Consider the following 20,533-nt stretch of genomic DNA (forward strand, 5'->3'; position numbering starts at 1 on the left):
GATGAGGCCGGTAAGGCTTACCCCAGTTATTGACCGCTATAGATCTGGTCGAACACGCCACCGTCATTGAAGTGGGTTTTCTGCACGGTGCGCCAGTCACCAAAGGTTTTCTCCACCGACAGGAAGTCCACTTTCGGGAAACGGTCGGTGTACTTGGCCAGTACCGTCGCATCCCGTGGGCGCAGGTAGTTGTTGGCGGCGATCTCCTGAGCTGCTGGGGACCACAGGTACTTCAGGTATTCCTCGGCCACGGCCTGGGTACCTTTCTTCGCCACGACCTTGTCGACCACGCTGACAGGTGGCTCGGCTTCGGCCGACACGCTTGGGTAAACCACTTCGAACTGATCGCGGCCGAACTCGCGGGCGATCATCTCGGCTTCGTTCTCGAAGGTGACCAGCACATCACCAATCTGGTTGGTCATGAACGTGGTGGTGGCGGCACGGCCACCGGTGTCCAGCACCGGCGCCTGCTTGAACAGCTTGCCGACGAAATCGCGGGCCTTGGTTTCATCACCGCCTTGCTTGAGCACATAGCCCCAGGCCGACAGATAGGTGTAGCGGCCGTTACCCGACGTTTTCGGGTTGGGCACGATCACTTGCACGCCGTCTTTCAGCAGGTCGGGCCAGTCTTTCAGGGCTTTCGGGTTGCCCTTGCGCACGATGAACACGGTGGCCGAGGTGAACGGCGCGCTGTTGTTCGGCAGGCGAGTTACCCAGTTGTCCGGTACCAGCTTGCCGTTGTCGGCCAGGGCGTTGATGTCGGTGGCCATGTTCATGGTGATGACGTCGGCCGGCAGGCCATCGATCACTGCACGCGCCTGCTTGCTGGAGCCACCGAAGGACATCTGCACGTTGACCTTTTCTTTGTGCTCGGCTTCCCAGTGTTTCTGGAAGGCCGGGTTGTAGTCCTTGTAGAAGTCGCGCATCACGTCGTAGGAAACGTTCAGCAGGGTAGGGGCGGCCTGGGCGAGGTTGCCCAGGGCCAGGCCTGCGGCGAGCAGCGAGGCGGTGAAGAGTTTTTTCACGTTGCTTCCTTGTTATGGTTCAGATGTTTGGCAGTAAGCCCGCGACTATAGCGTTTGGTTCCTGGGGCTTTAAAGACGAAATGGCTCTTTGCTTATTCGGTTTTCGGGAACAGCACATTCCCACACCGGGAACAGAACGCCGCGCCATGCTCATGGGTCTTCTTGCGGCAAGTCGTGCAATCATGCTGCAACTGCTCCCCGCGCATGGCATTGGCCAGCTCGGCGGTAAAGATCCCGGTCGGCACGGCAATAATCGAGTAACCAGTAATCATCACCAGCGACGACAGCACCTGGCCCAGGGGCGTCTTCGGCACGATATCGCCAAACCCCACGGTAGTGAGCGTGACGATGGCCCAGTAGATACCCTTGGGGATGCTGGTAAAGCCATGCTCCGGCCCTTCGATCACATACATCAAGGTGCCGAACACGGTTACCAAGGTCGAGACCGTGACCAGAAACACGATGATCTTCTGCTTGCTGCCGCGCAGTGCCTCCATCAGGTAATGGGCCTGCTTGAGGTACGGGCTGAGCTTGAGCACGCGGAAGATCCGCAGCATCCGGATCACCCGGATGATCAGCAGGTACTGGGCGTCGCTGTAGTACAGCGCGATGATCCCCGGCACGATCGCCAGCAAGTCGACAAGGCCATAGAAACTGAAGGCATAGCGCAGGGGCTTGGGTGAGCAGTACAGGCGGGTGAGGTACTCGGCCAGGAAGATCGCGGTAAAGCCCCATTCGATGGCGGCGAGCAGGCCGGCGTAGCCTTGGTGTATTTCGTCGATGCTGTCGAGGATCACCGTGACCAGGCTGGCGAGGATGATCAGCAGGAGGATCTTGTCGAAGCGTCTTCCAGCCACGGTGTCGGTCTGGAAGACGATAACGAAGAGCCGTTCACGCAGGCTCGCAGGGTTGTTCATTGGCTCGGTCCACAAAAACGATGAGCTGAGCCTAGGGGTTGCGTTTCAGCTGTGCAAGCGGCTGGCATTGCGCTGTCTGGGCTGGGCCAGATGGTTGCCCGCATGCATCAGCCAGCAGGCGGCGACAAAGGGCGCGGTCAGACCTGCCACAGGCAGCAGCGTGAACACCGGTTGCAGCAGCAGGGCAAAGGCAATTGCCAGCAATGTCACCCACGGCTTTTCACCCTGTCTGCTAAAGGCCAATGCTGCCAACGCGGCGTTGAAGCCATACAGGCCCAGCCACGCAGCCTGCGCGTGGTCCGCCAGCAGTGCCACCCCGCCCCCGATGGCCGAGCCGATTACTGCCCACATCGCGGCATAAGGGTTGGCGATGAACATGCCGACCATAATCAGCAATCCGGCCAAAGGTTGGTCGAGCAGGAAAATCTGGCCCACACCTCGCGCCAGGGCATACAGCGGATCGGCCTCGACGAAGCCGCTGGGCGAAGGGCTGGCGAACAGCAGCGTGGCCCAGCCCAGCAACACGAATGGCGCCGTGTAGGCGATCAGCAGCTTGCCGCCGCGCTTGCGCCACTGGTAGGTGATGATGCTGGACAGGCCGCCTGCCGCAATGATCAGCGGTGGCAGCATGACCGACCACGGCAGCACGGCGCTGATCAGCAGGCCGATGAGCACACCGTTGTAGCAGTACAGCCCGGCCTGGCGGTCGGCGCGGTCGTAACCACGGGCTTGGGCGGTGAGCAGGCCAGCCAGGGCGCCGAGCAGGGCACCACCGACCAGGTCGGGAGCGGTCAGCAGGATGGCCAGCAGGCAGCACAGGCCGCACAGGGGGTTGCGCAGCAGCAGCACCTGGCTGAAACCGTTGAGTAACGCCGTGGCCCAGTCGGGGCACGGGTTGACGAAATTTTTGGTGTACATGGGGCAGTCAGTGAGGTTGAAGGGAAGCGGTGGGCCTCTTTGGGCCTCGGGTTTTCCGCTGTTCTGTAAAGCACCACCGACCCTGTTGGAGCGGGCGTGCCCGCGAATGCGTCAGTACAGGCAACATTGTTGCCCCTGCTGGCCTCTTCGCGGGCACGCCCGCTCCCACAGGAGATGTGCAGTGGCTTAGATCAAGGTCTCGATCCGCAGCGTGTTAGTCGAGCCCGGCTTGCCAAAAGGCACACCGGCCGTGATCAACAACGTGTCGCCACGGCTCGCCATGCCTTGCGCCTGGGCAATCTCCAGCGCAGTCGACACAACCTCGTCCACCTGGCGCAGGCGGTCGTTGACCACCGAATGCACGCCCCACGCCACGCTCAGGCGGCGAGCGGTGTTCAGGTTCGGTGTCAGGTTGAGGATCGGTGCCCGTGGCCGCTCGCGTGCAGCACGCAGGGTGGAGGCGCCCGACTCGCTGTAGTTGACCAGCACTGCCACCGGCAGGATGCCGCTGATACGGCGGATGGCGCAGCTGATGGCGTCCGATACCGTGGCTTCGGCTTTTGGCCTGCCAACGTCGAGCTGGGCCTGGTAGTCCGGGCCGTTCTCCACCTGGCGGATGATCTTGCTCATCATCTGCACGGCTTCCAGCGGGTAGTCACCCGAGGCGGTCTCGGCCGACAGCATCACCGCATCGGCACCTTCGGCCACGGCATTGGCCACGTCGGTGACTTCGGCGCGGGTCGGTGCCGGCGAGAAGCGCATGGATTCGAGCATTTGCGTGGCCACTACTACTGGCTTGCCCAGTTGGCGGCAGGTGCCGATGATGCGTTTCTGGATCTGCGGCACGCTTTCGGCCGGCACTTCTACGCCCAGGTCACCACGGGCCACCATGATGGCGTCTGCCAGTTCGGCGATGGCTTGCAGCTGTTCGACGGCCGATGGTTTTTCGATCTTGGCCATCAGGTAGGCGCGGTCGCCAATCAGCTGGCGCGCTTCGACGATGTCTTCCGGGCGCTGCACGAACGACAGGGCCACCCAGTCCACGCCCAGTTCCAGGCCAAAGGCCAGGTCGCGGCGGTCTTTTTCGGTGAGCGGGGAGAGGTCGAGTACCGCTTGCGGCACGTTCACGCCCTTGCGGTCGGACAGCTCACCGCCGTTCAGCACGGTCGTGTCGATGGCGTCGGCGTGCTTGGCGGTCACCCGCAGGCGCAGGCGGCCGTCGTCCACCAGCAGGTCCATGCCCGGCTCCAGCGCGGCGATGATTTCCGGATGGGGCAGGTTGACCCGCTCGCTGTTGCCTGGCGTCGTGTCCAGGTCCAGGCGCAATGACTGACCACGCTGCAGTTGCACCTTGCCTTCGGCCAGGCGGCCAACACGCAGCTTGGGCCCTTGCAGGTCCATGAGGATGCCCAGCGGGTAGTTGAGCTGCTGCTCGACTTCGCGGATCCACTGGTAGCACAAGGCGTGGTCAGCGTGTTCGCCGTGGCTGAAGTTGAGGCGGAAGATGTTCACACCGGCCTCGACCAGCTGGCGGATGTCGTCTTTGCCTTTGATCGCAGGGCCGAGGGTGGCGAGGATCTTTACTTTTTTATCAGGCGTCATGATTGGGCAGTCTCAAGGATCAGGATGGCGCGGAAATCGTTGACGTTGGTGCGGGTCGGTTCGGTGACGATCAGCGCATCCAGCGCGGCGAAATAGCCGTAGCCGTTGTTGTTGTCCAGTTCGTCGCTGGCCGACAGGCCCAGGGCCTCGGCGCGGGCGTAACTGCCTGGGGTCATGAAGGCACCGGCGTTTTCTTCCGAGCCATCGATGCCGTCGGTATCACCGGCCAGGGCGTACACACCCGGCAGGCCTTTCAGGCTTTCGGTAAGGCTGAGCAGGAACTCGGCGTTGCGCCCGCCACGGCCATTGCCGCGCACGGTCACGGTGGTTTCACCGCCGGACAGGATCACGCAGGGCGCCTTGAGCGGCTGGCCGTGCAGGACGATTTGCCGGGCGATGCCGGCATGGACCTTGGCCACTTCGCGCGACTCGCCTTCCAGGTCGCCGAGAATCAGCGGGCTGAACCCGGCCTGGCGGGCTTTGACCGCAGCGGCTTCAAGCGACTGCTGGGGCTTGGCGATCAACTGGAAGTGGCTGCGGGCCAGGGCCGGGTCGTCGGCTTTGACGGTTTCCGAGGCTGGGTTGTTCAGCCAGTCGATGACCGCTTGCGGCGCTTCGATGTTGTAGCGTTTGAGGATGGCGAGGGCATCGGCCGAGGTGCTCGGGTCGGCCACGGTGGGGCCGGAGGCGATGACGGTTGCCAGGTCGCCCGGTACATCGGAAATCGCATAGGTGTAAACGGTGGCAGGCCAGCAGGCCTTGGCCAGGCGGCCGCCTTTGATCGCCGAGAGGTGCTTGCGCACGCAATTCATCTCGCCGATGGTGGCGCCGGATTTGAGCAGTGCCTTGTTGATCTGCTGCTTGTCGGCCAGGGTCAGGCCCTCGGCCGGCAGCGCCAGCAGGGCGGAGCCCCCGCCAGACAGCAGGAAGATGACGCGGTCGTCTTCGTTGAGGTTGCTGACCAGGTCCAGCACGCGCTTGGCCACGGCCAGGCCGGCGGCGTCGGGGACCGGGTGGGCGGCTTCGACCACTTCGATTTTTTGGCAATTGGCGCCGTGGCCGTAGCGGGTGACGACCAGGCCAGAGACTTCGCCCTGCCAGCTTTTCTCGACCACTTCGGCCATGGCGGCTGCGGCCTTGCCGGCGCCGATGACAATCACCCGGCCGCTACGGTCGGCGGGCAGGTAGGGTTCGAGTACTTGACGAGGGTGGGCGGCAGCGATGGCTGTGTCGAACAGCTCGCGGAGAATTTTTTGCGGATCGACCGACATGGCAGGCTCCCAGATTATTGTTGTTCTGCAGAATCAAAAACGCCCCTGGAACTGCCTCCGTGCAGGCCGAACCAGGGGCGGGTGTTGCTCGGTGTCACTGGCTGACCCGTGGTCGCAGGTCAGTCAGCGTGTGCTTCAATCGCGCGCTTTGCTCGCTCCTACGGGCCTTACGCTGATCCTGTAGGAGCGAGCGCAGCTCGCGATGAGGCCGGTAGGTTTTATTGGTCGTCGCGGATCGAGAAGTTGGCCATGTGCTCCAGGCCTTTGATCAGCGCCGAGTGGTCCCAGTTGCCGCCGCCCAGCGCCTGGCAGGTGTTGAACACTTGCTGGGCATTGGAGGTGTTGGGCAGGTTGATGCCCAGCTCCTTGGCACCTTGCAGGGCCAGGTTCAGGTCTTTCTGGTGCAGGTTGATGCGGAAGCCCGGGTCGAAGGTGCCTTTGATCATGCGCTCGGCATGCACTTCGAGGATCTTCGACGAAGCGAAGCCGCCCATCAGGGCTTCACGCACCTTGGCCGGGTCGGCGCCGTTCTTGGCAGCGAACAGCAGGGCTTCGGCAACAGCCTGGATGTTCAGGGCAACGATGATCTGGTTGGCCACCTTGGCAGTCTGGCCGTCGCCGTTGCCACCTACGCGGGTGATGTTCTTGCCCATGGCTTCGAACAGCGGCAGAGCACGCTCGAAGGCTTTCGGGCAGCCACCGACCATGATGCTCAGGGTCGCGGCTTTGGCACCGACTTCACCGCCGGATACCGGAGCGTCCAGGTAGGCGGCGCCGGTAGCCTTGATTTTTTCGGCGAAGGCTTTGGTGGCGGTAGGGGAGATCGAGCTCATGTCGATCACCACCTTGTTCGGGCCCACACCTTCGGCCACGCCGTTTTCACCGAACAGGACGCTTTCGACCTGCGGGGTGTCCGGGACCATGACGATGATGAATTCGGCTTCCTGGGCCACTTCCTTCGGATTGGCCAGGGCCACTGCACCGGCGGCGATCAGCTCGGCTGGCGCGGCGTCGTGATGGGTGGAAACGAACAGGCTGTGACCTGCTTTTTGCAGGTTCTGGGCCATGGGCTTGCCCATGATGCCGGTGCCGATGAAACCGATTTTAGCCATGACAATGTGCCTCTTTGTATTTGTTCACATCAGGCGCTGTGCGCCCGGCTCGTTCAGATTGCGTTGTGCGTTTTCAGCCAGCCCAGGCCTGCTTCGGTGGTGGTCTTGGGCTTGTATTCCGCGCCCACCCAGCCCTGGTAGCCAATGCGGTCCAGGTGCTCGAACAGGAAGCGATAGTTGATCTCGCCGGTACCTGGCTCGTGACGGCCGGGGTTGTCGGCCAGCTGGACGTGGTTGATCAGTGGCAGGTTGGCTTCCAGGGTGCGCGCCAGGTCACCTTCCATGATCTGCATGTGATAGATGTCGTACTGCAGGAACAGGTTATCGCTGCCCACCTCGGCCTGGATTTCCAGCGCCTGTTGAGTGGTGTTCAGGTAGAAACCCGGGATGTCGCGGGTGTTGATCATTTCCATGACCAGGCGAATGCCGGCGGCTTTGAGCTTGTCGGCGGCGTAGCGCAGGTTTTCCACGAAGGTCTTGCGCACGGTGGCGCAGTCCGGGCCTTGGGGGCGGATGCCGGCCAGGGCGTTGACCTGGGTGTTGCCCAGCACCTTGGCGTACTCGATGGCCTTGTCGACACCGGCACGGAATTCTTCAATGCGGTCGGGGTGGCAGGTGATGCCACGCTCACCTTTGGCCCAGTCACCAGCAGGCAGGTTGAACAGCACCTGGGTCAGGCCGTTGGCCTCCAGCTGCTGCTTGATTTCGGCAGCACTGAAGTCGTACGGGAACAGGTATTCGACACCGCTGAAACCAGCATCGGCGGCAGCCTTGAAGCGGGCCAGGAAGTCCTGTTCGGTGAACAGCATGGACAGGTTGGCAGCGAAGCGAGGCATGGGTTGTCTCCTTGCGTTGAAGGCCCCCAGGTAGGCCTGGGGGCGTCAGGCGATCAGTCCAGCAGCGAGATGGCGGTTGGCGCGTCGTTGCCGACCAGGGCCAGGTCTTCGAACTCGTTGACCGCGTTGATCTCGGTGCCCATGGAAATGTTGGTTACACGCTCGAGAATCACTTCGACCACCACCGGCACGCGGAACTCTTCGGCCATTTTCTGTGCCTTGATCAGGGCAGGGGCGATTTCTGCCGGCTCGAACACACGAATGGCCTTGCAGCCCAGGCCTTCGACCACGGCGACGTGGTCGACACCGTAGGTGGCAGCGTCGGTGGAGTTGATGTTCTCGAACGCCAGTTGTACACAGTAATCCATGTCGAAGCCACGCTGCGCCTGACGGATCAGGCCCAGGTAGGCGTTGTTCACCAGCACGTGCACGTACGGCAGGTTGAACTGCGCGCCCACTGCCAGCTCTTCGATCATGAACTGGAAGTCGTAGTCACCCGACAGCGCGACAACCTTGCGCTTGGGGTCGGCTTTGACCACGCCCAGCGCGGCAGGGATGGTCCAGCCCAGCGGACCGGCCTGGCCGCAGTTGATCCAGTGGCGTGGCTTGTACACATGCAGGAACTGCGCGCCGGCAATCTGCGACAGGCCGATGGTGCTGACGTAGCAGGTGTCCTTGCCGAACACCTGGTTCATTTCTTCATATACGCGCTGCGGCTTGACCGGCACGTTGTCGAAGTGAGTCTTGCGCTGCAGGCTGGCTTTGCGCTGCTGGCAGTCTTCCAGCCAGGCCTTGCGGCACTTCAGCTTACCGGCGGCTTTCCACTCGCGGGCCACTTCCAGGAACACGTCCAGCGCTTTGCCAGCGTCTGAAACGATACCCAGGTCCGGGGTGAACACGCGGCCGATCTGGGTGGGTTCGATGTCGACGTGCACGAACTTGCGGCCTTCGGTGTAAACGTCGACCGAACCGGTGTGGCGGTTGGCCCAGCGGTTACCGATACCGAACACCAGGTCGGATTTGAGCAGGGTGGCGTTGCCGTAGCGGTGCGAAGTCTGCAGGCCGACCATGCCGACCATTTGTGCGTGGTCGTCCGGGATGGTGCCCCAGCCCATCAGGGTCGGGATGACCGGCACGCCGGTCAGTTCGGCGAACTCGACCAGCTTGTCGCTGGCGTCGGCGTTGATGATGCCGCCACCGGCCACCAGCAGTGGGCGCTCGGCGTCATTGAGCAGGGCCAGGGCTTTTTCGGCCTGAACGCGGGTGGCGGACGGCTTGTTGATGGCCAGCGGCTCGTAGGCGTCGATGTCGAATTCGATTTCGGCCATCTGCACGTCGAACGGCAGGTCGATCAGTACCGGGCCTGGGCGGCCGGTGCGCATTTCATAGAAGGCCTTCTGGAAGGCGTAAGGCACCTGGCCTGGTTCCAGAACGGTGGTCGCCCACTTGGTCACCGGCTTGACGATGTTGGTGATGTCTACCGCCTGGAAGTCTTCCTTGTGCAGGCGGGCACGCGGGGCCTGGCCGGTGATGCAGAGAATCGGGATGGAGTCGGCCGAGGCACTGTACAGGCCGGTGACCATGTCGGTGCCGGCCGGGCCGGAAGTGCCGATGCACACGCCGATGTTGCCCGGGTTGGCACGGGTGTAGCCCTCGGCCATGTGCGAGGCACCTTCGACGTGACGAGCGAGGACGTGATCGATGCCACCGACTTTCTTCAGGGCCGAGTACAACGGGTTGATGGCAGCCCCCGGGATGCCGAACGCGGTATCTACACCTTCACGGCGCATGACCAGAACGGCTGCATCGATTGCTCTCATTTTGCTCATGGTTTGTGCCTCATCGATTTTGTAATTGTATACAACTTGCGTTGCGACAGAGTGTATTCACGGCTGGCGCCTCAGGTCAATGGGTTTTCATCGGCTAAGCTGGCTTTCGCCAGAGCGCCCGTGAAAACGGCGATTTGCACCATCGCATACGATCGTTTCAAAATATTGTATACAAAAATACATCCCGTTGTGTTCTATTTGTCCTATCGGTTTTCAACTGCCCTCAGGGCTTCTCACAACAAGAAGAGGACCTTTCCATGAACGCTTTGAACCTGAACGTTGCTGTCAGCCTGGTGAATGCCGCACTGGCGGCGGGCCGCAAGATCAACGCCGCGCCACTGACCGTGGCGGTGCTGGATGCCGGCGGGCACTTGCTGGCGCTGCAGCGCGAGGATGGCGCCAGCCTGATCCGGCCTGAGGTGGCCACGGGTAAAGCCTGGGGAGCGATTGCGCTGGGCAAGGGGTCGCGTTTGCTGGCACTGGATGCACAGCAGCGGCCGGCGTTTTTTGCGGCGCTGAACGGGATGGGTGAACGGCCGGTAGTGCCGGCGCCGGGTGGGGTGCTGATTCGTGATCAGGCTGGCAAGGTGCTGGGTGCTGTCGGGATCAGCGGGGATACGTCGGACATTGACGAGCAGTGCGCGATCAGTGCGATCGAGGAGGTGGGGTTGCGGGCAGATGCAGGGGTAGCTGCCTAAAGCTCTATTGCCTATTCCGGCCTATTGCGGGTAAACCCGCTCCCACAAGGATGACCACTGACCTGCAGCTTGTGGAGTCCCTGTGGGAGCGGGTTTACCCGCGAACAAGCCAACGCCGAGGTTCAGGCCACCTCGGGCTCACAGCCCTTGAGCACCATGCGAATAATGGTCTCGGCCGCCGCGTCGTAATCGCTTTCGGCCAGCTTGGCCTTGCCGGTCACCGCAGAAATCTGCCAATCGAAATCCGCATAAGTCTGTGTCGCCGCCCAGATGCTGAACATCAGGTGGTGCGCATCCACATGGGCGATCTGCCCGCGGTCGATCCAGCGCTGGATGCACTCGATGTTGTGCCGGGCCTGTTCGTTCAGCTGCTCCACCTGGTTCGGCGACAGGTGCGGGGCGCCGTGCATGATCTCGCTGGCGAACACCTTGGAGGCGTGCGGCAGGTCACGCGAAATGCGGATCTTCGAACGAATGTATGAACTCAGCACTTCCTTCGGATCGCCGTCGGCATTGAACGGCGTCGACGCCTGCATGATTGGCGCGATGATGCTTTCCAGGACCTCGCGGTAGAGGTTGTCCTTGGATTTGAAGTAGTAATACACGTTCGGCTTGGGCAGGCCGGCCTTGGCCGCGATATCGCTGGTCTTGGTGGCGGCGAAGCCCTTGTCGGCGAATTCCTCGCTGGCCGCGCGCAGGATCAGTTCCTTGTTGCGCTCGCGAATGGTGCTCATGGTCAGGGATCTTCCTCGTGTCTGGCCACCTCTAAGAGGGATCGGGCATGGTAGCACCGGGCTCGACGGGGGCTCAAGGCAGCGGCTTTGGGCTAGAATCGATGGCACATACACATCTGGATACAGGCAAACATGGCAGGAAGCAGTCTACTGGTACTGATCGACGACATCGCCACGGTGCTCGATGACGTCTCGGTGATGACCAAAGTGGCAGCGAAAAAAACCGCAGGCGTGCTGGGCGACGACCTGGCGCTGAATGCCCAGCAGGTCACCGGTGTGCGCGCCGAACGCGAAATCCCGGTGGTGTGGGCGGTGGCCAAGGGGTCGATGGTGAACAAGGCCATCCTGGTGCCGGCGGCGCTGTTGATCAGCGCGTTCATCCCTTGGGCGGTGACGCCGCTGCTGATGGTGGGCGGTGCCTACCTGTGCTTCGAGGGTTTCGAGAAGCTGGCACACAAGTTCTTGCACAGTAAAGAGGAGGATGAGGCTGAGCACGAAGCCCGTAAGGAGGCGGTGGCCGATGCCAACGTCGACCTGGTGGCGTTCGAGAAAACCAAGATCAAGGGCGCGGTGCGCACCGACTTCATTCTCTCGGCGGAGATCATCGCCATCACCCTGGGCACCGTGGCCGATGCGCCGCTGACCCAGCAGATCATCGTGCTGTCGGGCATTGCCATTGTCATGACCATCGGCGTTTACGGGCTGGTAGGCGGCATCGTCAAGCTGGATGACCTGGGGCTGTGGATGACCCGGAAGACCTCGCGGCTTGCGCAGGTGGTGGGTAACGGCATTCTGCGGGCGGCGCCGTACATGATGAAGAGCCTGTCGGTGATTGGCACGGCGGCGATGTTTCTGGTGGGCGGCGGGATTCTGGTGCATGGCATTGCGCCCCTGCATCACGCCATCGAGGCGTTCAGCGAGGGGCGCGGTGGGGCGCTGACCGGGGCGTTGCTCAACGGCGTAGCCGGGGTGGTGGCCGGTGCCGTGGCGCTGGCGGTGGTAGCGGTTGTCGGCAAATTGTGGCGGGCGGTTCGGCCTGCCACATAACATTGCATTGGGCCGCAGAGCGGCCCCTGACTCAAATCAGAAGTGAACCTTGACCAGGAAACTCATAGTGTTCTGGTCCGTGGTAAACGCATCGCTGTCCTTGATGCCGTACTTGTTCTTCCAGTAGTCGTACTCCACACCCACGTACAACTGCTTCTCGCCCAGGTGCAGGGCCTTGCCCAGGTCGTACTTGATCTGCGGGTTGAAGTGCAGGTTGGCCTGGTAGGTGCCGCGACGGTTCTCGTCGTTGTCCACCACCCAGTCCATGAAGCCGTCGATCAGCACGTCGGAATCGCCGACCGGGATGGTGTACGACCACACCGGGGTGATCTGCCACACGTTGTCGCCGGCGCGGCTGCCGTCGGTGGTGCGGTTGTAGAAGTTCAGCTGGAAGTAGTCGAAGCCCGGGATGGCCAGGTCGAAGCCCGGGCCGATCAGGTACGACTCGGTGTCACCCTCGCCAAACTCATAGGTCATGGCCAGCAGCACGTCCTTGACCGGGCCGAACTCCAGCTTCTGGTCAAAAATCTTGTTGAACGACAGGCGTGGGCTGATCTCACCGTAATAGGTATTCGGGCCGTTGCCGGCGTCCTTCTGGCCCTGGTAGAAAATCTTGTCAACGAAGATGAAGTTGTCGCCGTACTTCCAACCATCGGCATGCTCGAAGGTGACGGTTTGCTGGATCGCCGGGTTGACCTTGAAGTTCTTGCCCCACAGGTAGGTCAGGCTGTTGTTCTGCCATTGCAGCAGGTCGCCGCCGAAGGTGGTGCCACAGGCCAGCAGGCCGCCGGCGAGGATCAGGCTGTTGATGGTACGCATTGAAAGTGTCGCTCCCTTGATTGATCTGTTGTCAGCGCTCGTTATTGGCGCTTTTTGTCTTTTGAGTCAGCTTTTTTCGATAGGCCACAGCTGTTTGGCAAGGGTTGGGCCAACTTTCCTGGGTTGGCAAAACCTTCCTGCTCGACTTCGTTCTGAACGGATGAAAAGGGTCTTTCAGGCTGGCAACACGTTGGCCAACCGCCCGTATTCATTGACTGAGCGGTCAGTAAACGCAGGCAGAATCCGTTCTGCCCTGATCGAGGGGCGCGCAGATTACTGGCTTGCGCGCCGAGCCTCAAGTGCTCCGTCCTGGAGCGGGGTGGTACAAACTTGTGCGTTTGGTCAGTTTTCTAGAAGTGCACTTTGATCAGCGCACTGGCGACACTCTGGTTGCTGTCCAGGTTGCCGCGGCTGTCGATGCCGTACTTGTCCTTCCAGTAGCTGTACTCAAAGCCCACGTACAGCTGCTTGGCGCCCAGGTTCAGCGCTTTGCCCAGGTCGTACTTCACCTGCGGGTTGAAGTGCAGGTTGGCGTGGTAGGTGCCACGGCGGGTCTGGTCGTTGTCGGTGACCCAGTCCATGTAGCCGTCGATCAGAATGTCGGACCTGCCCACGGGGAGGGTGTACGACCAGCCGGGGGTGATCTGCCAGACGTTGTCACCCGGGCGGCTGCCCTCGGTGTTGCGCACGTAGAAATTCAGGGTGAAATAGTTGAAGCCGGGGATGTTCAGGTCGAAACCAGGGCCGATCAGGTAGGCCTCGTTGTCGCCTTCGCCGCGCTCGTAGGTCATGGCCAGCAGAACGTCCTTGATCGGGCCGAAAGCCAGCTTCTTGTCAAAGATCTTGCCGAATGACAGGCGTGGGCTGAACTCGCCGTAGTAGGTGGTCACGCCTTTACTGGCGTCGGCTTTGCCGTTGTAGAAGATTTTGTCGACGAACATGAAGGTGTCGCCGTACTTCCATTTGTTGGCGTGCTCGAAGGTGATGGTCTGCTGGATATCAGGGTTGACCTTGAAGTCCTTGCCGTACAGGTAGGTCAGGCTTTCGCCGTGCCATTGCAGCCATTCGCCTGCATGCGAGGGGAGGGTGGCCAGCAGGCTGCTGCCCAGCAGCAGGGACGTGGTGATGCGCTTCATGTTGTGATTCCCGGACTTATTGTTTTTGTTGGCGGTTTTTTGGCGCGCAGGCGCCCCGGGCGGCCCATTCCGGCGGGCCGACGGTGTTGCGTTTACTGCTTATATGAATGCGGGGCGGCCATGCGCCGCCCCGTCTGGCTCAGTGCTGGTGACAAGCGTCGTTGTGCACCGCGCGTTCGGCGCCACCGAGGATGTTGAACAGTACGTTCAACACCAGGGCACTGACCGTGGCCATGGCGATACCACTGTGGGTGATGGGTTCCATCCACTGTGGCATCTGGGCGAAGAACTCCGGACGCACCACGGGGATCAGCCCGAAGCCGACGCTCACCGCCACCAGCAGCTGGTTGCGGCGGTCGCCGATGTCCGCTTCCTGAAGAATCTTGATCCCGGTGGCGGTCACCATGCCGAACATGGCAATGGAGGCGCCGCCCAGCACCGCAGGCGGGATCGAGGCAATCAGGAAGGCCGCCTTCGGCAGCAGGCTGAGCACAATCAGCAGTGCACCGGCCACGATGGTGACAAAGCGGCAGCGCACCCCGGTCATTTGCACCAGGCCGATGTTCTGGGCGAACGATGAGTGGGTGAAGGTGTTGAAGAAGCCGGCGATGAACGATGCACCGGCATCGCACAGCAGGCCGCGCCGCAGCATCCCTGGGGTGACTTCGCGATCGGTCACCTTGCCCAGGGCCAGGAACATGCCCGTCGACTCGACGAAGATGATCACCACCACCAGGCACATGGACAGGATCGGCGCCAGGCTGAAGGTCGGCATGCCGAAGTGCAGTGGGGTGACCACCTGCAACCACGGTGCGTCTTTCAGGCCCGACAAGTCGACCATGCCGATGGAACCGGCCAGGATGTAGCCAAGGCCCATGCCCACCAGTACCGACACGTTGACCCAGAACCCACGCATGAAGCGGTTGATCAGCAGGATGACCGCCAGCACCAGGCCAGCTGCCAGCAGGTAGATCGGCGAGCCGAAGGTTTCTGCTTCATGGCCGCCACCGGCCCAGTTGACCGCCACCGGGAACAGCGACAGGCCAATCGAGGTAATCACCGTACCGGTGACCAGCGGCGGGAAGAAGCGCACGACCTTGGACATGAACGGCGCGATCAGCATGCCGAAGAACCCGGCGGCGATGGTCGCGCCGAAGATCCCCTGCAGGCCCACGCCGGGCATGCCGGCCATGGCCACCATGCTGCCGACGGCAGCGAAGCTGGCCCCCATCATCACCGGCATGCGGATGCCCACCGGGCCGATACCGAACGACTGGATGATGGTGGCGACACCAGCGACCAGCAGGTCGGCGTTGATCAGGAAAGCGACTTCTTCACGGGACAACCCGGCGGCCTGGCCGATGATCAGCGGCACGGCGATGGCGCCACCGTACATCAGCAGAACGTGTTGCAGGCCAACCAGGATCAGTTGGAACAGGGGCAAGGGCTCGCGCGGCGGCGCAATGGGGATGTACGCCTTGCGTGACTCGGACATGCAGCACCTCGAGTTTTGTTTTTATTCTCGGATCCAAGCGGCAGGCTCCAGGCGGCAAGCTTCACATAGAAGCTTGTTGATCCGCGTTGGAGCCTGACGCTCGATGCTTGCTTGTTACCTACGACTTACAGCTTGAGGCTTGAAGCTTGCGGCTTCGATCAGTTGACCGGGGCACCTTTGGCGATCCAGTCACCGACGAGCTTGCGCTCTTCGGTGGTCATCTGGGTGATGTTGCCCAGCGGCATGATCTGGCTGGCGACCGCTTGCGCTTGGATGCGCGCGGCCTGTGCCTGGATCTGCTGCGGGGTGTCGAACATCACACCGGCAGGGGCGGCGCTGAACAGTGGGCTGGTCGGCTTGGACGAGTGGCACACGGTGCAGCGTTCCTGGATGACGTTGTGGATCTTGTCGAAGCTGTCGCCGCCAGCCTGGGCAGTCGCCTGGGCAGGTGCTTGAGCCGGTGCTTCGGCAGGCTTGGCTGCTTCTTCGGCACGCAGTTCGGCGGCGGTCTTGCCACCTACGGCAGTAGCAGGCAGTGGCTGGTACTCGACTTTCGCTGCGGCTTGCTCAGGCGAAACAGCCATCGGCTTAGGGCCGGTGACGTAGGCCAGGCAGATCATTGCCAGGGCGCCGACCGGCAGGGTCCAGGCGTACTTGTTGCTGTCGTGACGGGTGTTGAAGTAGTGGCGGATCAGAACCGCGGCTACTGCAATGCCGGCCAGGATCAGCCAGTTGTACTGGCTACCGTAGGTGCTCGGGAAGTGGTTGCTGATCATGATGAACAGCACCGGTAGGGTGAAGTAGTTGTTGTGACGCGAACGCAGCAGGCCCTTGGCCGGCAGTACCGGGTCGGGCGTCTGGTTGTTCTCGATCGCCGCCACCAGCTGGCGCTGGGCCGGCATGATGATGCGGAACACGTTACCCACCATGATGGTGCCGATGATCGCGCCGGTGTGCAGGTAGGCGCCACGGCCACTGAACACCAGGCTGAAGCCGAAGCAGGCGGCAATGATCAGGACGAACAGTACGGCACCGAGCAGGGCAGGTTTTTTACCCAGTGGCGAATCGCACAGGAAGTCGTAGATGAACCAGCCGGCCACCAACGAACCGATCCCGATGGCCACGCCTTCGGCACCGCTCAGGGTGCTGCCAGGGGCCAGCAGGTACAGGGTCGGGTTCCAGTAGAACACCACGCACAGCAGGGCGATACCGGACATCCAGGTGAAGTAGGCTTCCCATTTGAACCAGTGCAGGTTCTCGGGCATTTTCGGGGGTGCGAGCTTGTATTTCTCCAGGTGGTAGATACCACCGCCGTGAATCGCCCAGAGATCACCCGACAACCCATCGCGCGGGTTGCTTCGATTCAGGTGGTTCTCCAGCCAGACGAAGTAGAACGATGCACCGATCCAGGCGACACCGGTGATCATGTGAACCCAGCGAATGCTCAGGTTCAGCCATTCGTGAAGGTGTGCTTCCACAGTATGTACCTCTGCCGATCACCGTGAACGATGACCGACCTTTTCTTATTGGTGGGGATTGAGGATCAGCATCTGTTCCTCGGTGAAGTAATGCTCATCGCAGTTGTTGCCAGAACCGCTGCGATCAACCACCAGGAAATCATCCCGCTTTTCGATCGTCAGCACCGGGTGGTGCCAGACGCCGCGATGGTAATTAACGCCCTGCCTGCCATTACTGCGGAAGGCCCGGACCAAGCCTGATACAGGTGCATCGCCAACGGGCGCGACCACGATCAGAAAGGGGTTGCCGAGCAGCGGAATGAAAGCCTGGCTGCCCAGCGGATGGCGTTCCAGCATGCGTACGGTCAGCGGCATGTCCAGCGCGTCGGCGCGGAAGATGCTGATGATCGCCTTGTCTTCAGGCTCGGCGGTTTCGACCGTGGCGAGCTTGTGAAAGCGCATGGTCGAGCCGTTGTTGATCATGAAGTGGTCGCTGCCGTCGGTTTCGATCACGTCACCGAAGGGGGCGAAGGCTTCTTTGGTCAGGGGCTCGATCATCAGGGTGCGCATGCGGGTCTCTCTTATCTATTCGTTGTACTGAAAAAGGTTCGGCTGTTGCTTACAGCTGCAGCAGGCGGAACAGGGCGATCAGGTTGATCTGCGCCAGGGCTTCCTTGAACTCGGCATCGGCATCGTTGTGGATGCGCTTCTCGAAGGCGGCGAGGATCTGGTGCCGGTTGCTGCCCTTCACCGCCATGATGAACGGGAACTGGAACTTGGCCTTGTAGGCATCGTTCAGCTCGGTGAAGCGGGCGAACTCTTCGGCGGTGCATTGGTGAATGCCGGCACCGGCCTGTTCGTTGGTGCTCGATTCGGTCAGCTCGCCCTGGATGGCGGCCTTGCCGGCCAGGTCCGGGTGAGCGTTGATCAGTGCCAACTGGTCGGCGTGGTTGGCGCTGAGCAGGATGTCGCTCATGCGTTGGTGCAGGGCTTCGATTTCGTCCAGCTCGCCCAGTTGGCCCAGGTCATAGGCCTTTTCGGCCACCCACGGCGAATGCTCGTAGATGTCGGCGAAGGCGCTGACGAAGGCGTCACGGCCCAGGGCGGATGGCTTGAGGGTGTTGAAGGCAGTCATCAGGCGTTCTCTTTCTTGTACGGGTGGGTGGTGTGCCAGTGGCGGGCGATGTCCACGCGACGGGCGAACCAGACCTGGTCATGGCTTTTGGCGTAATCGACGAAGCGCTTCAGGGCGGCCAGGCGCGCCGGGCGGCCGACCAGGCGGCAGTGAAGGCCGATGGACAGCATCTTCGGTGCTTCGGCGCCTTCGGCGTACAGCACATCGAAGGCGTCCTTCAGGTACTGGAAGAACTGCTCGCCACAGTTGAAGCCCTGTACCTGGGTGAAGCGCATGTCGTTGGTGTCCAGGGTGTAGGGGATCACCAGGTGCGGCTTGCCGGTAGGGGTGTTCGGCTCCCAGTAGGGCAGGTCGTCGTCGTAGGTGTCGCTGTCATACAGGAAGCCACCTTCCTCCATCACCAGGCGACGGGTGTTCGGGCCGGTGCGGCCGGTGTACCAGCCCAGCGGGCGTTCGCCGGTGAGTTCGGTGAGGATGCGGATGGCTTCGAGCATGTGCTCGCGCTCCTGGGCCTCGTCCATGTTCTGGTAGTCGATCCAGCGGTAGCCGTGGCTGCAGATTTCGTGGCCAGCCTCGACCATGGCGCGGATCACGTCGGGGTGGCGCTGGGCGGCCATGGCCACGGCGAAGATGGTGAGCGGGACGCCGCTGTCCTTGAACAGCTTCAGCAGGCGCCACACCCCGGCACGGCTGCCGTATTCGTACAGCGATTCCATGCTCATGTTACGCGCGCCCTGCAGTGGCTGGGCGGCTACCATTTCGGACAGGAAGGCCTCGGACTCCTTGTCACCGTGCAGGATGTTGCGTTCGCCGCCTTCTTCGTAGTTGAGGACGAAAGACAGCGCGATGCGAGCGTTGCCCGGCCATTGCGGGTGAGGAGGGTTGTTGCCGTAACCGATCAGGTCGCGAGGGTAGTCAGCGCTCACTGCAGTCTTCCTTCTTGTGCGTTTGTGCGGGGGGTGGGCGGGCCGCGTCGGGATGTCGCACCACCGGATGGGCTGATTGTATACAACTTCTGAAATCTTTTGTAAGCCTGTTTTTCCGTATTTCTTCCCTTTTGTCGCTTCGCAGCGACCTGGAAATACAGTGCAAGAAACCTGCCTGATCGGTCAGCTAATGACATTGGGGTCGTTACAGTGCCTGTATTTGCGACCGATGGGTCGTTTATAGGCAGGAAACGCGGGGTACGACGGATGGGCACAAAAAATTGTGTACAATTTTTCGGTGGAATGTCTTAATGGCGTCATTCCCGCCTACCGCAGGCCCTGTTTGGGTGCATAGGCTGAGTATTTCTTGCCACAGATTGAACAAGAGGCGACACGCAATGGGACGTTTGACCACACACGTACTGGATGCCGCGCATGGCTGCCCGGGCAGCTCGATCAAGGTCGAGCTGTACCGTGTCGAAGGCCAGCAGCTGGAGCTGGTGAACACCGCCCTGACCAACAGCGATGGCCGCGTCGACGCGCCGTTGCTGCAAGGTGACGATTACCGCTCTGGCGTTTACCAACTGCAGTTCAGCGCTGGCGATTACTACCGCGCCCGTGGTGTGCAACTGCCGGCCCAGGCGTTTCTGGATGTTGTTGTGCTGCGCTTTGGCATCGACGAGCAACAGGAGCACTACCACGTGCCGCTGCTGATCTCGCCATACAGCTATTCGACCTATCGTGGAAGCTAGTTGGTCGCTAGAAGAATCTTCGTAGGTCCTTTGGCCCGCTCTCACACTGGCGGGCTTTTTTTATTGGCGTACTTCGCTGACAGGATTCTTGAAAATCGCTCCCGATTTGTAGGATATGTGATCCAGCGCGCCTGAAACCAATGTGGCGGCACCATTGAACAAGGCGCCGGTCGCAGCGGCCGGATCTCCGGTCTGCGCCAGTTGCATCCCCCAGCCGGCGGTGCTGTGAAGATGCAGTGTGGTGTTGCTGTTCTCTGACCAGGTTCCTTCTGCGTAGTAAGCGGCTTGTTTTGCTGAAAGCGCGCCATCACCGTGTGATCCCAGATTTTCGTTGACCCGGTTCACCGCGTTGTTGAAAGGTTTGTCAGCCTTGCTCGCGTTTCTCCAGAGGTTGTATCGGTGCTCTGGGAAATTCTCAGGCGGTATCGGCCCGCGAGTGAGTGCACGCTTGCTGGTAGTGAAAACTTCACCGATGAAGTCACGGTGTTTTCTGGCCCCGAATACAATCCCTCCTCCTGCTAGCAACTTGGTAGCGGTCTTGTACAGCAAAGCATTTCTGCCGCTCGGGTCTATCCGATTGATCGGGTCTGCTTCGCAGTAGACATAGCTGTTCAAACCACCTCGGTCAAAAGGGCTTAGGTTGTCTGAACGAAGAAACCTCATCAGCACCGGGCTGTACATGCGATGGCCGTTACCCAGCGGATAAAGGCCTGTGAGCGTGTCATGAAAATCGCCATTGAAGGCCAGTAGGCTTTCACAAGACGTGCCGTGGCCAAATGGGGTATAGGCTGGCATTCAACTCTCTCCAGCGGTTGCGCTAAATG

At 61.4% G+C, this 20,533-nt stretch carries 20 protein-coding genes; 3 read left to right on the plus strand and 17 right to left on the minus strand.

What is annotated here, in order from left to right; genetic code table 11:
- Positions 1 to 26: 26 nt before the first annotated feature.
- The 8 genes from PM2_RS17635 to gcl all read right to left on the minus strand — a co-directional run bounded on the left by PM2_RS17635 (position 27) and on the right by gcl (position 9,510).
- Positions 27 to 1,025, minus strand: a complete 999-nt coding sequence (locus tag PM2_RS17635; protein WP_028699362.1) for a sulfate ABC transporter substrate-binding protein — start codon at positions 1,023 to 1,025, stop codon at positions 27 to 29.
- 92 nt (positions 1,026 to 1,117) lie between these two features.
- Positions 1,118 to 1,942, minus strand: coding sequence for an ion transporter (locus PM2_RS17640; protein WP_028699363.1), 825 nt, complete (start codon positions 1,940 to 1,942; stop codon positions 1,118 to 1,120).
- Between the two features lie 45 nt (positions 1,943 to 1,987).
- Positions 1,988 to 2,860, minus strand: a complete 873-nt coding sequence (locus tag PM2_RS17645; RefSeq protein ID WP_028699364.1) for an urea transporter — start codon at positions 2,858 to 2,860, stop codon at positions 1,988 to 1,990.
- A gap of 186 nt (positions 2,861 to 3,046) precedes the next feature.
- Positions 3,047 to 4,462, minus strand: coding sequence for a pyruvate kinase (pyk, locus tag PM2_RS17650; RefSeq protein ID WP_028699365.1), 1,416 nt, complete (start codon positions 4,460 to 4,462; stop codon positions 3,047 to 3,049).
- Positions 4,459 to 5,733 carry a glycerate kinase type-2 family protein gene (locus PM2_RS17655; RefSeq protein ID WP_025754769.1) on the minus strand — a complete coding sequence of 425 codons (1,275 nt, stop codon included), beginning with the start codon at positions 5,731 to 5,733 and terminating at the stop codon, positions 4,459 to 4,461. The genes pyk and PM2_RS17655 overlap by 4 nt, the downstream gene beginning before the upstream one ends.
- A 218-nt stretch (positions 5,734 to 5,951) precedes the next feature.
- Positions 5,952 to 6,845, minus strand: a complete 894-nt coding sequence (locus PM2_RS17660; protein WP_016711739.1) for a 2-hydroxy-3-oxopropionate reductase — start codon at positions 6,843 to 6,845, stop codon at positions 5,952 to 5,954.
- A 53-nt stretch (positions 6,846 to 6,898) separates the two neighbouring features.
- Positions 6,899 to 7,681 carry a hydroxypyruvate isomerase gene (gene hyi, locus PM2_RS17665; RefSeq protein ID WP_016711738.1) on the minus strand — a complete coding sequence of 261 codons (783 nt, stop codon included), beginning with the start codon at positions 7,679 to 7,681 and terminating at the stop codon, positions 6,899 to 6,901.
- Between the two features lie 53 nt (positions 7,682 to 7,734).
- Positions 7,735 to 9,510 carry a glyoxylate carboligase gene (gcl, locus tag PM2_RS17670; RefSeq protein ID WP_016711737.1) on the minus strand — a complete coding sequence of 592 codons (1,776 nt, stop codon included), beginning with the start codon at positions 9,508 to 9,510 and terminating at the stop codon, positions 7,735 to 7,737.
- A 257-nt stretch (positions 9,511 to 9,767) separates the two neighbouring features.
- Between gcl and PM2_RS17675 the strand changes: the two genes are divergently transcribed.
- A complete protein-coding gene (locus PM2_RS17675; RefSeq protein ID WP_028699366.1) occupies positions 9,768 to 10,208 on the plus strand; it encodes a GlcG/HbpS family heme-binding protein in 441 nt (146 codons plus the stop codon).
- Between the two features lie 122 nt (positions 10,209 to 10,330).
- Here PM2_RS17675 and PM2_RS17680 read toward each other — a convergent pair whose 3' ends face one another.
- The gene (locus PM2_RS17680; protein ID WP_016711735.1) at positions 10,331 to 10,942 is read right to left on the minus strand and encodes a TetR/AcrR family transcriptional regulator; all 612 of its coding nucleotides are present in this window, start codon (positions 10,940 to 10,942) and stop codon (positions 10,331 to 10,333) included.
- Between the two features lie 132 nt (positions 10,943 to 11,074).
- Here PM2_RS17680 and PM2_RS17685 point away from each other — a divergent pair, with 132 nt between their 5' ends.
- Positions 11,075 to 11,989: a DUF808 domain-containing protein gene (locus tag PM2_RS17685; RefSeq protein ID WP_016711734.1), complete on the plus strand. Its 915-nt coding sequence runs from the start codon at positions 11,075 to 11,077 to the stop codon at positions 11,987 to 11,989.
- Positions 11,990 to 12,025: 36 nt separating this feature from the next.
- Here the strand turns inward: PM2_RS17685 and PM2_RS17690 are convergent, their stop codons facing one another.
- The 7 genes from PM2_RS17690 to puuE form a co-directional block, all read right to left on the minus strand.
- Positions 12,026 to 12,808, minus strand: a complete 783-nt coding sequence (locus tag PM2_RS17690; protein ID WP_016711733.1) for an outer membrane protein OmpK — start codon at positions 12,806 to 12,808, stop codon at positions 12,026 to 12,028.
- Between the two features lie 350 nt (positions 12,809 to 13,158).
- Positions 13,159 to 13,944: an outer membrane protein OmpK gene (locus PM2_RS17695; RefSeq protein WP_025754771.1), complete on the minus strand. Its 786-nt coding sequence runs from the start codon at positions 13,942 to 13,944 to the stop codon at positions 13,159 to 13,161.
- 139 nt (positions 13,945 to 14,083) lie between these two features.
- Positions 14,084 to 15,439, minus strand: a complete 1,356-nt coding sequence (locus tag PM2_RS17700) for a nucleobase:cation symporter-2 family protein (RefSeq protein WP_028699367.1) — start codon at positions 15,437 to 15,439, stop codon at positions 14,084 to 14,086.
- A gap of 158 nt (positions 15,440 to 15,597) precedes the next feature.
- Positions 15,598 to 16,917 (minus strand): urate hydroxylase PuuD, encoded by a 1,320-nt coding sequence (locus tag PM2_RS17705; RefSeq protein WP_028699368.1) that lies wholly within the window; start codon positions 16,915 to 16,917, stop codon positions 15,598 to 15,600.
- Between the two features lie 45 nt (positions 16,918 to 16,962).
- On the minus strand, positions 16,963 to 17,466 hold the full coding sequence (locus tag PM2_RS17710) for an ureidoglycolate lyase (RefSeq protein WP_012315446.1): 504 nt from the start codon (positions 17,464 to 17,466) through the stop codon (positions 16,963 to 16,965).
- A 49-nt stretch (positions 17,467 to 17,515) separates the two neighbouring features.
- A complete protein-coding gene (uraD, locus tag PM2_RS17715; RefSeq protein ID WP_019099539.1) occupies positions 17,516 to 18,031 on the minus strand; it encodes a 2-oxo-4-hydroxy-4-carboxy-5-ureidoimidazoline decarboxylase in 516 nt (171 codons plus the stop codon).
- Positions 18,031 to 18,957, minus strand: a complete 927-nt coding sequence (gene puuE / locus PM2_RS17720) for an allantoinase PuuE (protein ID WP_016711728.1) — start codon at positions 18,955 to 18,957, stop codon at positions 18,031 to 18,033. The genes uraD and puuE overlap by 1 nt, the downstream gene beginning before the upstream one ends.
- Positions 18,958 to 19,355: 398 nt before the next feature.
- Between puuE and uraH the strand changes: the two genes are divergently transcribed.
- The gene (gene uraH, locus PM2_RS17725) at positions 19,356 to 19,709 is read left to right on the plus strand and encodes a hydroxyisourate hydrolase (protein ID WP_016711727.1); all 354 of its coding nucleotides are present in this window, start codon (positions 19,356 to 19,358) and stop codon (positions 19,707 to 19,709) included.
- A gap of 60 nt (positions 19,710 to 19,769) precedes the next feature.
- On the opposite strand, the gene PM2_RS17730 is transcribed toward uraH, so the two are convergent.
- The gene (locus PM2_RS17730) at positions 19,770 to 20,504 is read right to left on the minus strand and encodes an RHS repeat-associated core domain-containing protein (RefSeq protein ID WP_019099540.1); all 735 of its coding nucleotides are present in this window, start codon (positions 20,502 to 20,504) and stop codon (positions 19,770 to 19,772) included.
- Positions 20,505 to 20,533 lie beyond the last annotated feature (29 nt).

This window comes from Pseudomonas monteilii NBRC 103158 = DSM 14164, from assembly GCF_000730605.1.
GTDB lineage: Bacteria > Pseudomonadota > Gammaproteobacteria > Pseudomonadales > Pseudomonadaceae > Aquipseudomonas > Aquipseudomonas monteilii.